Here is a 12964-nt window from a genome sequence, read left to right as displayed (position 1 = left end):
GCCGTGGCAGGCGACTCACCGTCTCGGAAGCGACGCTTCCGGCTTCCCGGGAGGCCGGAGGCGTATCAGGGCGGCTCGGACCCGGCGGAGGGTGCTCAGGAGGCCCCCGAAGCCGAGCAGAGCGCCCTCCTGCCCTCCCCCGGCGCACGTGACGACGGGCGGGGCCCCTCGGCCTCGCTCGAAGCAGTCGTCACGACCGGGACGGCCGGAACGCCGGAGCCGGTGGATCGGGAGGCCCCGCGTGGCGGGCGCCGTCTCGACGCCGTCAGGCGCGTCGCCGATCCGGCGCGCGCACAGCTGGACCGTATGAAACTCGACCGCGCGCGGATCGACGCCGTCAAACGCGGCGTGAAGCGTGGCGGCGAGAGCGCCAAAGCCGGGATCGGCTACCTCGCCGACCGGCTCATCGAGATCGCCCCGCGCATTCCCGTCCGGGACCTGGCGACCCTGCGCAGGCACTTTCCGGGCATGGGGCCCGAGCGGATCGCCGACAAGCTCGTCGCGGGCGCAGCCAACGCCAGCTCGACGGTCGGCGCGGGCATCGGCGCCGCCGCGATGCTGCCCGTACCCCCCGCGATGCCGGCAGAGCTCGCGGCGGAGATCACCGGAGTCGCCGCGATCGAGCTCAAGCTCATCGCCGAGCTGCACGAGGTGTACGGCCTGCGGCCGCCCGGCACGCTCACCCAGCGATCGACCGCGTATCTGACCTCCTGGACGGAGGAACGGGGCATCGACCCCACCAAGCCCACCACCGTCAACGCGGCACTCGGCGGGCAGCTCAAGCGAGAGCTGCGTCAGCAGATCATGAAGCGCATGGTGCGCAACCTGCCCAACCTGATGCCGTTCATGGTCGGTGCCGCCGTCGGCGCGGTGATGAACCGCCGCGACACCAAGAAGCTCGCCCAGCACGTCCGCAAGGACCTGCGGAGGCGCCAGGTGCCGTGGAGCGCCCTGGAGGGGCTGCCCCCGCTGGAGCAGCCCGAGAACCCCAAGGAGATCGGCTTCTAGCCCTCGCCGGCCCGGACCTCGGCGGTCATGGCCTCACCGGTCCCGGCCTCGCTGCCCGGGTTCTCCGCGCGTGCGGCCTCAAGGGCCGCGACGAGGCCTTCCGGGTCACGGCTGGACAGATAGACGTAGGGCGTCGGGTCCGCCGGGTCCGTCACCTCGACCCGGACCGCGCGCGGGACATAGCTGCGCAGCAGCATGAAGGCGCGCGGGTCGGCCTTGAACGTGCGCCAGGCGCGCGCCTCCTCCGCGTCCAGTACCTCCGGCGCACCCAGCGCCGAGACCGGGATCCGCGCGTCGCCCGCCACCAGCGAACCGGCCACCACCCGGATCCGGGCTGAGCCGTACGAGGAAACGACGACCGCCGCCAGCGCCGTCGCGACGAGCAGCCCGCCCAGCGTCGGGACCGTGCCCAGCGGGAACGTCACCAGACCGCCGGACAGGCCCAGCAGAGCCGTGATCACCCACCAGGAGCGGGGGGCGGTCAGACGTTCGTCGAAGCGCGGCGCGGAAGGCGGTACGGAAGGCTGCATACGTCCAAGCTTGGCACGGCGCGACCTGCGCCCGGCCTCGCGGGTAAGGTCTGCGGCTGTGACTGCAACATCTGCCGCCCTCACCCCGCCGGCCGACGCCATACCGCCGGTACGCCACCCCGACGCGCCCGCCCCCGGCGAGCTCCTCGGCGCGCACTACGAGTACTGCTTCGGGTGCGGCGGCGGGCAGCCCCACGGTCTGCATCTGGAGGCCCGGGCCGGCGAGGGCGTGACCGTCACCGCCGAGTTCACCGTGACCCCCGACCACCAGGGTGCCCCCGGACTCGCGCACGGCGGCGTCCTCGCCACGGCGCTCGACGAGACCCTCGGCTCCCTGAACTGGCTGCTCCGGGTCATCGCCGTCACCGGCCGGCTCGAGACCGACTTCGCGCGGCCCGTTCCGGTCGGCACCGTCCTGCACCTGGAGGCCGCGGTCACCGCCGTGCACGGACGCAAGATCTACTCGACCGCCACCGGCCGGATCGGCGGGCCCGACGGCCCCGTCGCGGTCCGCGCCGACGCCCTCTTCATCGAGGTCAAGGTCGACCACTTCATCGACAACGGCCGCCCGGAGGAGATCCAGGCCGCCATGTCCGACCCCGACCAGGTCCGGCGCGCTCGCGCCTTCGAGGTGAACCCCTGATGCGCAACCCTGTCGACGTCCTGATCCGGCGCCTGGACCCCGAGGTGCCGATCCCGGCCTACGGCCACCCCGGCGACGCCGGAGCCGATCTCGTGACCACCGAGGCGGCCGTCCTGGCCCCCGGGGAGCGGGTCGTGCTGCCCACCGGGGTCTCCATCGCCCTGCCCGACGGCTACGCCGCCTTCGTTCACCCTCGCTCCGGGCTCGCTGCCAGGTGCGGAGTCGCCCTCGTGAATGCCCCGGGGACGGTGGATGCCGGGTACCGTGGAGAGATCAAGGTGATCGTGGTCAATCTCGACCCGCGCGAAAGCGTGCGGTTCGAACGGTTCGACCGGATTGCCCAACTGGTCGTCCAGCAGGTCGAGAAGGTGCGCTTCCACGAGGTGGCGGAGCTTCCCGGCTCGGCGCGGGCCGAGGGGGGCTTCGGGTCCACCGGCGGTCATGCCGCTGTGGACGGCACAACGGGTGGGAATCGATACGCTTCGGTCGTATCCGACCGGGAAGGACAGTGACGTGTTCGGACGTCGCAAGAAGAGCGGTGCCGCTGAGGACGCAGCGGGCGAGGCCGAGCAGGTCGTCGACGAGGTCGGCACCGACGGTAAGGACGCCCCGCGTCGGGTGAACCTTCCGCCGGCCCCCCGCCCCGACGGGCCGTGGGACATCTCCGAGGTCTCCAAGCCCGAGGACGGGCGGGTGGACCTGGGTGGCATCTTCGTACCCGGTGTCGAGGGCATGGAGCTGCGGGTCGAGGTGGCGGGCGATGCGATCGTCGCGGCGACCGTCGTCCTGCGCGACAGCGCCGTGCAGCTGCAGGCCTTCGCCGCGCCCAAGAAGGAAGGCATCTGGGGCGAGGTCCGTGAGGAGATCGCCTCCGGCATCACCCAGCAGGGCGGTGTCATCGACGAGGTCGAGGGCCCGCTGGGCTGGGAGCTGCGGGCCCAGGTCCCGGTGCAGCTGCCCGACGGCACCGGCGGTGTGCAGCTGGTGCGTTTCGTGGGTGTCGACGGACCCCGCTGGTTCCTGCGCGGAGTGATCTCCGGCCAGGGCGCGGTGCAGCCGGAGGCCGCCGGTCTGCTGGAGCAGATCGTGCGGGACACCGTCGTGGTCCGGGGCGAGGGCCCGATGGCCCCGCGCGACCCGATCGTCCTCAAGCTCCCGAACGACGCGCAGATGGTGCCCGACGGTGTCCAGCAGGACGAGCAGGAAGGCTCACGCTTCTCCGGCGGCATGGGCCAGCTCCAGCGCGGACCGGAGATCACCGAGGTCCGCTGAACCCCTGATTCCGTGAGGCCGGTGGGCCGTATTCCGAACACGTTGTCCGGAATGCGGCCCACCGGCGTTTCCCGGACCCTGGCCCGGCGGCCCCTCGGCGGCACATACTGACGGGCGCACACGTTCGACGAGGGGGAGTTCGGGGATGAGTGACAGCAGCGCGCGGTCCGGCACGGCGGTGGTCGAGGACCCGTCCGGCGGACCCATGGTCCGGGTCGAGAACCTGCACCGCTCGTACGGTACGGGCGCGGCGGCCGTCCATGCCCTGCGCGGGGTCTCCTTCGACATCCCGCGCGGCGAGCTCGTCGCGCTCAAGGGTCGCTCCGGTTCCGGCAAGACCACCCTGCTCAACCTGGTCGGCGGCCTCGACAGCCCCGACGGTGGCCGGATCACCATCGGCGGCACGGACCTCGCGGAACTCGGCGAGGACGGGCTCCTGGAGCTGCGCCGGGACCGTATCGGCTTCATCTTCCAGTCCTTCGGGCTCATCCCGATCCTCACCGCCGCGGAGAACGTCGGCGTGCCCCTCCGGCTGCGCAGGGCGGATCCGAAGGAGCGGGAGGAGCGGATCGCGCTCCTCCTCGCGCTGGTCGGCCTCGCCGACCACGCGGCCCAGCGGCCCGGCGAACTCTCCGGCGGCCAGCAGCAGCGCGTCGCCATCGCCCGCGCCCTGGCCAACAGGCCGGCCCTGCTGATCGCCGACGAGCCGACGGGCCAGCTCGACGCCGAGACCGGGCTCGCGGTGATGGAGCTCCTGCGTGCGGTGGTCCGCAGCGAGGGCGTCACGGCGCTGGTGGCCACGCACGACACCCAGCTTCTGGGGCTCGCGGACCGGGTGCTGGAACTGGGCGACGGCGAGATCATCGAGCACTGACGACGGAGTCGTCGCGCGCAGGGGATCCTGGATGCCGGATATCAGGAATTGAATATTGGATCCGATATCCATTCCTCGAACCACCCGTCGGACGGATATCGGATCCACATCAGGATCCCGTCAATACGGCCCCCGGGCCTTGCCCCTCGTGCAGAATGTCCGTTTCGCTGGACGTAAGGTCATGCCATGGGACGCGGCAAGCTACGGATCTACCTGGGTGCGGCACCGGGCGTCGGCAAGACGTACGCGATGCTCTCGGAGGGCCATCGGCGAGTCGAGCGTGGCACCGACTGCGTCGTCGCCTTCGTCGAGCACCACGACCGTCCCCGTACGGAGGTCATGCTGCACGGCCTCGAGCAGGTGCCGCGCCGCACCCTCGCCTACCGCGACACCACCTTCACCGAGATGGACGTGGACGCGGTCCTGGCCAGGAAGCCGGCCGTGGCGCTCGTCGACGAACTCGCCCACACCAACGTCCCCGGCTCCCGCAACGGCAAGCGCTGGCAGGACATCGAGGAGCTGCTCGCCGCCGGGGTCGACGTCATATCGACGGTCAACATCCAGCACCTCGAATCCCTGGGCGACGTCGTCGAGTCGATCACCGGTGTACGTCAGCAGGAGACCGTCCCCGACGAGGTCGTCCGTCGCGCCGACCAGATCGAGCTCGTCGACATGTCACCCCAGGCCCTGCGCCGCCGCATGGCCCACGGAAACATATACAAGCCGGACAGGATCGACGCGTCCCTCGCCAACTACTTCCGCCCCGGCAACCTGACCGCGCTCCGCGAGCTCGCGCTGCTGTGGACCGCGGACCGGGTCGACGAGTACCTCCAGCAGTACCGGGGCGAGCACAACATCCGCTCCACCTGGCAGGCGCGCGAGCGGATCGTCGTCGGGCTCACCGGCGGACCCGAGGGCCGCACCCTCATCCGGCGCGCCTCCCGGCTGGCCGAGAAGGGCGCCGGCGGTGAGGTCCTCGCCGTCTACATCGCCCGCAGCGACGGCCTCACGGCCGCTTCGCCCAAGGAACTCGCCGTCCAGCGGACCCTGGTCGAGGACCTCGGCGGAACGTTCCACCACGTCATAGGCGACGACATCCCCTCGGGCCTCCTCGAATTCGCCCGAGGGGTCAACGCCACCCAGATCGTCCTCGGCTCCAGCCGACGCAAGACCTGGCAGTACATGTTCGGCCCCGGCGTCGGCCAGACCGTCGCCCGTGAGTCGGGCCCCGACCTCGACGTCCACATCGTCACCCACGAAGAGGTCGCCAAGGGGCGCGGACTGCCCGTCACCCGCGGCGCCCGCCTCGGGCGCCCCCGGATCATCTGGGGCTGGATCGTCGGCATCGCGGGACCCGGCCTGCTCGCCCTGCTGCTCACCCATGTCGACGCCGACCTCGGCCTCGCCAACGACATGCTGCTGTTCCTGGCGCTGACCGTCGCCGCGGCGCTGCTCGGCGGACTCATGCCGGCGCTGGCGTCGGCCGCGTTCGGCTCGTTCCTGCTGAACTGGTTCTTCACCCCGCCCCTGCACAAGGTGACCATCGCCGATCCCAAGAACATCGTCGCGATCGCCGTATTCTTCGGCGTCGCCATGTCCGTGGCGTCGGTCGTCGACCTGGCGGCCCGCCGCACCCACCAGGCCGCCCGCCTGCGTGCCGAGGCCGAGACGCTCTCCTTCCTCGCCGGAAGCGTGCTGCGCGGCGAGACGAGCCTGGAGTCCCTCCTCGAACGGGTCCGCGAGACCTTCGCCATGGAGTCCGTCGCCCTGCTGGAACGGACGAGCGACGTCGAGCCGTGGACCTGTGCGGCGAGTGTGGGGGCGCACCCCGTCACCCGTCCCGAGGACGCGGACGTGGACATGCCCGTCGGCGAGCACCTGGCGCTCGCCCTGACCGGCCGGGTGCTGCCCGCCGAGGACCGGCGTGTGCTCGGTGCGTTCGCCGCCCAGGCCGCGGTGGTACTGGACCGGCAGCGGCTCGTCGGCGAGGCCGAGGAGGCCCGCAAGCTGGCCGAGGGCAACAAGATCCGTACGTCCCTGCTCGCGGCGGTCAGCCATGACCTGCGTACCCCGCTCGCCGGAATCAAGGCGGCCGTCTCCTCTCTGCGCTCCGACGACGTCGAATGGTCCGAGCAGGACCGCGCCGAACTCCTCGAGGGAATCGAGGACGGCGCCGACCGGCTCGACCACCTGGTGGGCAACCTCCTCGACATGTCCCGGCTCCAGACCGGCACCGTCGCTCCACTGATCCGCGCCATCGACCTCGACGAGGTCGTCCCCATGGCGCTCGGTGGGGTTCCCGACGGCAGCGCCGAGCTGGACATCCCCGAGACCCTCCCGATGGTCGAGGTCGACAAGGGGCTTCTGGAGCGGGCCGTCGCCAACATCGTCGAGAACGCCGTGAAGTACAGCCCGCAGGACGTGCCGGTGGCCGTCTCCGCCAGCGCTCTGGGCAACCGGGTCGAACTGCGGGTCGTGGACCGGGGGCCGGGGGTGCCCGACGAGAGCAAGGACGGCATCTTCGAACCGTTCCAGCGCTTCGGAGACGCTCCGCGCGGCTCCGGGGTCGGCCTCGGGCTCGCGGTCGCCCGCGGCTTCGTCGAGGCCATGGGCGGCATCATCACCGCCGAGGACACGCCCGGCGGCGGACTGACCATGACCCTCACCCTCAAGGCCGTGACCGGGCAGCGGCCGCCGCCGGCCGCCGACGTACCCGCCCGGGTGACTTCTTGAACCGGGGGATGCGACCGGGGCTCCGATCGCGGCTCCGACCGTGCGATCCGGCCGGGCGCATCGAGCGAGCGAGCCGACCGTGCGAACCGGCCGATCGGTCCGGCGACGCGATCCGAACGCGAGCAGTACGACCCTCACAGGACCGACAGAGAGAAGGAAGCCTTCGATGACCCGGGTTCTCGTCGTCGACGACGAGCCGCAGATCGTCCGCGCGCTGGTGATCAACCTCAAGGCGCGGAAGTACGAGGTGGACGCGGCGCCCGACGGCGCCACCGCCCTCCGGATGGCCGCCGAGCGCCACCCCGACGTGGTCGTCCTCGACCTCGGACTGCCCGACCTCGACGGCGTCGAGGTCATCAAGGGCCTGCGCGGCTGGACGCGGGTGCCGATCCTGGTGCTCTCGGCGCGGCACACCTCGGACGAGAAGGTGGAGGCGCTCGACGCGGGAGCCGACGACTACGTCACCAAGCCGTTCGGAATGGACGAGCTCCTGGCCCGGCTGCGCGCCGCGGTCCGCAGGGCCGAGCCGGTCGGCGGCGGCGAGGACGGGGTCGTGGTCGTCGAGACCGAGGGCTTCACGGTCGACCTGGCCGCGAAGAAGGTCCACCGGGACGGGCGCGACGTCCGCCTCACACCCACCGAGTGGCACCTGCTCGAAGTGCTCGTCCGCAACAGCGGGCGATTGGTGAGCCAGAAGCAGCTCCTCCAGGAGGTCTGGGGCCCCTCGTACGGCACCGAGACCAACTATCTGCGGGTGTACATGGCGCAGCTGCGGCGCAAGCTGGAGGCCGACCCCTCGCACCCGCGGCACTTCGTCACCGAACCGGGCATGGGCTACCGCTTCGAGCGCTGAGAGGCGCGCTGAGAGGTGGGCCGGGAAGGGCGACGAGAAGGGCGCCGAGGCCGGGACGGAGACGGGCTCCAGGGGGGTCGGAAGAGTCGGCGAGGACGGCCGCTTCCCCTGTCCGCCGGGGCCGGTACGCTTTCTGTATGAGTGCTGCACCGCGTACAGAGAAGCCGGCCGGGCGCTTCCGCCGGATGCTCGACCGGCTGTCCACCTCGCAGGAGGAGCTGGAGTCCGAAGAGCTCCAGGAGGACGCCGAGGCGTCGGGCTGCACCCGAATCTCCGACTGCTCCGACCGCCAGATAGTCAAGGTGACTGGTACCTTGCGCACGGTCACCCTGCGTCCACGGGCCGGTGTGCCGGCCCTCGAGGCCGAGCTGTTCGACGGCACGGCCCCGCTGGACGTGGTGTGGCTCGGCCGGCGGTCCATCGTGGGCATCGAGCCGGGCCGCAAGCTGATCGCCTCCGGTCGCATCTCGATGAGCCACGGCCGGCGGGTCCTCTTCAACCCCAAATACGAGCTCCGACCGCTCGGACAGGAGTAGCCGGTGACGTCGTTCGACAAGCCGACGACGGATCAGGACGCCCAGGACGCTCAGGCGCACCAAGATTCCCAGGCCACGAAGGAGGTCACGGAGGCTGCGCTGTTCGAGGCCTTCGGCGGCCTGCGGGGCATGGTCGAGACGGTCCTGCCCGGCCTTCTCTTCGTCACGATCTTCACGATCAACAAGGACCTGCACACCTCGGCGATCGCGGCACTCGCGGTCTCCCTGGTTCTCGTCGCCGTCCGGCTGATCCGCCGGGACACCGTCAAGCACGCGTTCAGCGGTGTCTTCGGCGTGGCGTTCGGCGTGGTCTTCGCGATGATGACCGGCAACGCCAAGGACTTCTATCTGCCGGGCATGCTGTACACGCTGGGCCTCGCCCTCGCGTACATCATCACCGCGCTCGCGGGCGTCCCCCTGATCGGCCTGATCCTCGGCCCGGTCTTCAAGGAGAACCTCTCCTGGCGGACCCGTAACCCCGGCCGCAAGAAGGCGTACACCAAGGCGAGCTGGGCGTGGGGCCTGATCCTGCTCGGCAAGTGCGCGATCCTCTTCCCGATGTACTGGTGGGCCGACACCACCAAGTTCGGCTGGGTCCTGGTCGCGCTGAAGATCCCGCCCTTCCTGCTCGCGGTGTATCTGACGTGGGTCTTCCTCGCGAAGGCGCCGCCGCCGATCGACGTCTTCGCCGAGATGGAAGCCGAGGAAGAGGCCGAGAAGGCCCGCAAGGCTGAAGCGGCGCGGCAGCCGGAGGCGTAAGGCACAGAGCGCGTACGCAGACGGAAGGGCCCGGGACCTCTCAAGGTCCCGGGCCCTTCCTCGTCCTTGCCCGCCGGCTTCGACTCAGCTCGCCGACGACGTGTCGCGGCGGACCGACAGCAGGTCCTCCAGCTGCTCCTCGCGGGCCTGGGCGGCCACGAAGAGGAGCTCGTCGCCCGCCTCCAGGGTCTCCTCCGGGCTCGGGGTCAGCACCCGAGAGCCGCGGATGATCGTCACCAGGGAGGTGTCCTGCGGCCAGGCCACATCGCCCACCGCCGTACCCGCGATCGCGGACTCCGGCGGGAGGGTCAGCTCCACGAGGTTCGCGTCACCGTGGCTGAAGCGCAGCAGCCGGACCAGGTCGCCGACGCTCACCGCCTCCTCGACCAGGGCCGACATCAGACGCGGCGTCGACACGGCGACGTCCACGCCCCAGGACTCGTTGAAGAGCCACTCGTTCTTCGGGTTGTTCACCCGGGCGACCACGCGCGGCACGCCGTACTCGGTCTTCGCGAGCAGCGAGACGACCAGGTTCACCTTGTCGTCACCCGTGGCCGCGATCACGACGTTGCAGCGCTGCAGCGCGGCCTCGTCGAGCGAGGTGATCTCACAGGCGTCGGCGAGCAGCCACTCCGCCTGCGGAACCCGCTCCACCGAGATGGCGGTCGGCGCCTTGTCGATCAGCAGCACCTCGTGACCGTTCTCCAGGAGCTCGCCCGCGATGGAACGGCCCACCGCGCCCGCGCCCGCAATAGCGACACGCATCAGTGACCGCCCTCCTCAGGACCCTCGGCGAAGGCCTCCTCGACCTTCGCGATCTCGTCCGTACGCATCATCACGTGCACGAGGTCGCCCTCCTGCAGCACGGTCTGCGACGTCGGGATGATCGACTCGCCGAGCCGGGTGAGGAACGCCACGCGCACACCCGTCTCGTCCTGCAGCTTGCTGATCTTGTGGCCGATCCACGCCACGGAGGTGTGCACCTCGGCGAGCTGCACGCCACCGCTGGGGTCGGTCCACAGCGGCTCCGCCCCGGACGGCAGCAGTCGCCGCAGCATCTGGTCCGCGGTCCAGCGGACCGTGGCGACCGTGGGGATGCCGAGCCGCTGGTAGACCTCGGCGCGCCTCGGGTCGTAGATCCGGGCGGCCACGTTCTCGATGCCGAACATCTCGCGCGCGACCCGCGCCGCGATGATGTTCGAGTTGTCGCCGCTGCTCACCGCGGCGAAGGCGCCGGCCTCCTCGATCCCCGCCTCGCGCAGCGTGTCCTGATCGAAGCCGACGCCGGTGACACGGCGTCCGCCGAAGCCCGAGCCCAGACGGCGGAAAGCCGTCGGGTCCTGGTCCACGACCGCGACGGTGTGCCCCTGCTGCTCCAGGGTCTGCGCGAGAGCGGCTCCCACTCGCCCGCAGCCCATGATGACGATGTGCACGTCCCCTTACCCCGCACTCCTGATCGTCTTACTGACCTGCGAATACACCCTGCTCACAACTTTCCTCACCCGACTGGCCCGGGCCGTGGCGGGCAGCGCCCTGCCGTGCTGCCCGATCCGAGCTTATGCGGCAACCCCGAACGGGACCGCATCCGAGGTAGTGGGCACGGAGATTCCGTGCGGATTGGGGGTCGCGGTGAGCATGGCTCTTTTCGAACGCTTACGATCCTCTCCGTGTCCAAACTGACCGACCTTCCCAAACGGATCCTGATCGGACGGGCTCTGCGCAGCGACAAGCTCGGGGAGACCCTCCTCCCGAAGCGCATCGCTCTCCCTGTCTTCGCCTCCGACCCGCTGTCCTCGGTGGCGTACGCACCCGGCGAGGTGCTGCTCGTCCTGTCGATCGCAGGTCTGTCGGCCTACCACTTCAGCCCGTGGATCGCGCTGGCCGTGGTCGTCCTGATGTTCACGGTCGTCGCCTCCTACCGGCAGAACGTCCACGCCTACCCGAGCGGTGGCGGCGACTACGAGGTCGCCAACACCAACCTCGGCCCGAAGGCCGGACTGACCGTCGCCAGCGCCCTGCTCGTCGACTACGTCCTGACCGTGGCCGTCTCGATCTCCTCCGGTATCGAGAACCTCGGCTCGGCCATCCCGTTCGTCGTCGAGCACAAGGTCCTCTGCGCGGTCGGCGTCATCGTTCTGCTGACGCTGATGAACCTGCGCGGTGTGAAGGAGTCGGGCAGCCTCTTCGCCATCCCGACGTACGTCTTCGTCGCCGGCGTCTTCATCATGATCGCCTGGGGCGCGTACAAGGGGATCGTCCTCGACGAGACCATGAAGGCCCCCACCGCCGACTTCGAGATCAAGCCCGAGCACCAGGGCCTGGCCGGCTTCGCGCTGTTCTTCCTGCTGCTGCGTGCCTTCTCCTCCGGCTGTGCCGCTCTCACCGGTGTCGAGGCGATCTCCAACGGCGTTCCCGCCTTCCGCAAGCCGAAGTCGAAGAACGCGGCCACCACGCTGCTCCTCATGGGCGCCCTGGCCGTCACGATGTTCTGCGGCATCATCTTCCTGGCGCTGGCCACCGACGTACGGATGGCCGAGAAGCCCGCCCAGGATCTGCTGCTCAACGGTGTGCCGGTCGGCGAGAGCTATGTCCAGGACCCGGTCATCTCGCAGGTCGCGGCCGCCGTGTTCGGCGACGGAACATTCTTCTTCGTGCTCCTCGCCGCGGCCACCGCGCTCGTCCTCTTCCTGGCCGCCAACACGGCGTACAACGGCTTCCCGCTCCTCGGGTCGATCCTCGCCCAGGACCGGTACCTGCCGCGCCAGCTGCACACCCGCGGCGACCGCCTCACCTTCTCCAACGGCATCGTGCTCCTCGCCGGCGCCGCCGCCCTCCTCGTCTGGGTCTACGGGGCCGACTCGACGAAGCTGATCCAGCTGTACATCGTCGGCGTCTTCGTCTCCTTCACCCTCAGCCAGACCGGCATGGTCCGGCACTGGAACCGGCACCTGAAGACCGAGAGGGACCCGGCCAAGCGCCGCCACATGATCCGCTCCCGCGCGATCAACACCTTCGGCGCCTTCTTCACCGGCCTCGTCCTGGTCGTCGTCCTCGCCACCAAGTTCACCCACGGCGCCTGGGTCGCGCTGCTCGGCATGGTGATCTTCTACGGGACGATGACCGCGATCCGCCGCCACTACGACTCCGTGGCGGAGGAGATCGCCGCAGCGGAGGAGCGCCCCGACGAGTACGTGCGCCCCTCGCGCGTCCGCTCCGTCGTCCTCGTCTCCAAGCTGCACAAGCCGACGCTGCGGGCGCTCGCCTACGCCAAGCTGCTGCACGCGAACGAGCTGGAGGCGCTGAGCGTCAACGTCGACCCGGCCGAGACCAGGGCGCTCAAGGAGGAGTGGGAGCGGCGCGGGATCAACGTACCGCTCAAGATCCTCGACTCGCCGTACCGCGAGATCACCCGGCCGGTGATCGAGTACGTGAAGAACATCCGCCGCGAGAGCCCGCGCGACGCCGTCTCCGTCTACATCCCGGAGTACGTCGTCGGCCACTGGTACGAGCACCTGCTGCACAACCAGAGCGCGCTGCGGCTCAAGGGCCGTCTGCTCTTCACGCCCGGCGTGATGGTGACGTCCGTCCCGTACCAGCTGCAGTCCTCCGAGGTCGCGAAGAAGCGGGCCAGGAAGCGTCAGGACTGGAACGCGCCCGGTTCGGTACGTCGTGGCCCGGTCGAGAAGCGCCCGAAGGAGCCCGCGGCCAAGAGCTGAGGCGTCCCGCGTCGTCGCGGACACGTAGACTGGTGGGCTG

Annotated in this window: 13 protein-coding genes; 10 read left to right on the top strand and 3 right to left on the bottom strand. The window is 70.4% G+C overall.

The window, feature by feature from the left end:
- The first annotated feature begins 3 nt into the window (after positions 1-3).
- Positions 4-1008: a hypothetical protein gene (locus ACZ561_RS25365; protein ID WP_470999110.1), complete on the top strand. Its 1005-nt coding sequence runs from the start codon at positions 4-6 to the stop codon at positions 1006-1008.
- Here ACZ561_RS25365 and ACZ561_RS25360 read toward each other — a convergent pair.
- The gene (locus ACZ561_RS25360; protein WP_470999108.1) at positions 1005-1538 is read right to left on the bottom strand and encodes a DUF3093 domain-containing protein; all 534 of its coding nucleotides are present in this window, start codon (positions 1536-1538) and stop codon (positions 1005-1007) included. The two genes, ACZ561_RS25365 and ACZ561_RS25360, sit on opposite strands and share 4 nt — an antisense overlap.
- A 58-nt stretch (positions 1539-1596) precedes the next feature.
- Between ACZ561_RS25360 and ACZ561_RS25355 the strand changes: the two genes are divergently transcribed.
- From ACZ561_RS25355 to ACZ561_RS25320, 8 genes are all read left to right on the top strand, one after another.
- Positions 1597-2181 (top strand): PaaI family thioesterase, encoded by a 585-nt coding sequence (locus ACZ561_RS25355; protein WP_376434985.1) that lies wholly within the window; start codon positions 1597-1599, stop codon positions 2179-2181.
- Entirely contained in the window at positions 2181-2693 is a 513-nt protein-coding gene (gene dut, locus ACZ561_RS25350; protein ID WP_376434987.1) for a dUTP diphosphatase, read from the top strand. The genes ACZ561_RS25355 and dut overlap by 1 nt, the downstream gene beginning before the upstream one ends.
- 1 nt (position 2694) lies before the next feature.
- On the top strand, positions 2695-3453 hold the full coding sequence (locus tag ACZ561_RS25345) for a DUF3710 domain-containing protein (RefSeq protein WP_470999106.1): 759 nt from the start codon (positions 2695-2697) through the stop codon (positions 3451-3453).
- Between the two features lie 145 nt (positions 3454-3598).
- Complete coding sequence (locus ACZ561_RS25340) at positions 3599-4327, top strand: ABC transporter ATP-binding protein (RefSeq protein WP_470999104.1); 729 nt, start codon at positions 3599-3601, stop codon at positions 4325-4327.
- A gap of 186 nt (positions 4328-4513) precedes the next feature.
- Entirely contained in the window at positions 4514-7060 is a 2547-nt protein-coding gene (locus tag ACZ561_RS25335) for a DUF4118 domain-containing protein (protein ID WP_470999102.1), read from the top strand.
- 166 nt (positions 7061-7226) lie between these two features.
- A complete protein-coding gene (locus ACZ561_RS25330; protein ID WP_376434998.1) occupies positions 7227-7913 on the top strand; it encodes a response regulator in 687 nt (228 codons plus the stop codon).
- A gap of 137 nt (positions 7914-8050) precedes the next feature.
- On the top strand, positions 8051-8449 hold the full coding sequence (locus ACZ561_RS25325; protein WP_361967355.1) for an OB-fold nucleic acid binding domain-containing protein: 399 nt from the start codon (positions 8051-8053) through the stop codon (positions 8447-8449).
- Between the two features lie 3 nt (positions 8450-8452).
- Positions 8453-9208, top strand: a complete 756-nt coding sequence (locus tag ACZ561_RS25320) for a DUF3159 domain-containing protein (RefSeq protein ID WP_470999100.1) — start codon at positions 8453-8455, stop codon at positions 9206-9208.
- An 84-nt stretch (positions 9209-9292) separates the two neighbouring features.
- Here ACZ561_RS25320 and ACZ561_RS25315 read toward each other — a convergent pair whose 3' ends face one another.
- Complete coding sequence (locus ACZ561_RS25315) at positions 9293-9973, bottom strand: potassium channel family protein (RefSeq protein WP_329114949.1); 681 nt, start codon at positions 9971-9973, stop codon at positions 9293-9295.
- Positions 9973-10641 carry a potassium channel family protein gene (locus ACZ561_RS25310; protein ID WP_376435004.1) on the bottom strand — a complete coding sequence of 223 codons (669 nt, stop codon included), beginning with the start codon at positions 10639-10641 and terminating at the stop codon, positions 9973-9975. The genes ACZ561_RS25315 and ACZ561_RS25310 overlap by 1 nt, the downstream gene beginning before the upstream one ends.
- A 234-nt stretch (positions 10642-10875) precedes the next feature.
- Between ACZ561_RS25310 and ACZ561_RS25305 the strand changes: the two genes are divergently transcribed.
- Positions 10876-12924, top strand: a complete 2049-nt coding sequence (locus ACZ561_RS25305) for an APC family permease (RefSeq protein WP_470999097.1) — start codon at positions 10876-10878, stop codon at positions 12922-12924.
- Positions 12925-12964 lie beyond the last annotated feature (40 nt).

The organism is Streptomyces sp. NPDC039609 (assembly GCF_055596705.1).
The sequence above is the reverse complement of the archived record's forward strand: the minus strand, read 5'-3'. Positions and strand labels throughout refer to the sequence as shown.

Bases quoted from the DNA above. Each gene is read 5' to 3' on its own strand.
- ACZ561_RS25325 (WP_361967355.1), top strand. From the start codon at position 8,051: ATGAGTGCTGCACCGCGTACAGAGAAGCCGGCCGGGCGCTTCCGCCGG.
- ACZ561_RS25335 (WP_470999102.1), top strand. From the start codon at position 4,514: ATGGGACGCGGCAAGCTACGGATCTACCTGGGTGCGGCACCGGGCGTC.
- dut (WP_376434987.1), top strand. From the start codon at position 2,181: ATGCGCAACCCTGTCGACGTCCTGATCCGGCGCCTGGACCCCGAGGTG.
- ACZ561_RS25330 (WP_376434998.1), top strand. From the start codon at position 7,227: ATGACCCGGGTTCTCGTCGTCGACGACGAGCCGCAGATCGTCCGCGCG.
- ACZ561_RS25360 (WP_470999108.1), bottom strand. From the start codon at position 1,538: ATGCAGCCTTCCGTACCGCCTTCCGCGCCGCGCTTCGACGAACGTCTG.
- ACZ561_RS25340 (WP_470999104.1), top strand. From the start codon at position 3,599: ATGAGTGACAGCAGCGCGCGGTCCGGCACGGCGGTGGTCGAGGACCCG.
- ACZ561_RS25315 (WP_329114949.1), bottom strand. From the start codon at position 9,973: ATGCGTGTCGCTATTGCGGGCGCGGGCGCGGTGGGCCGTTCCATCGCG.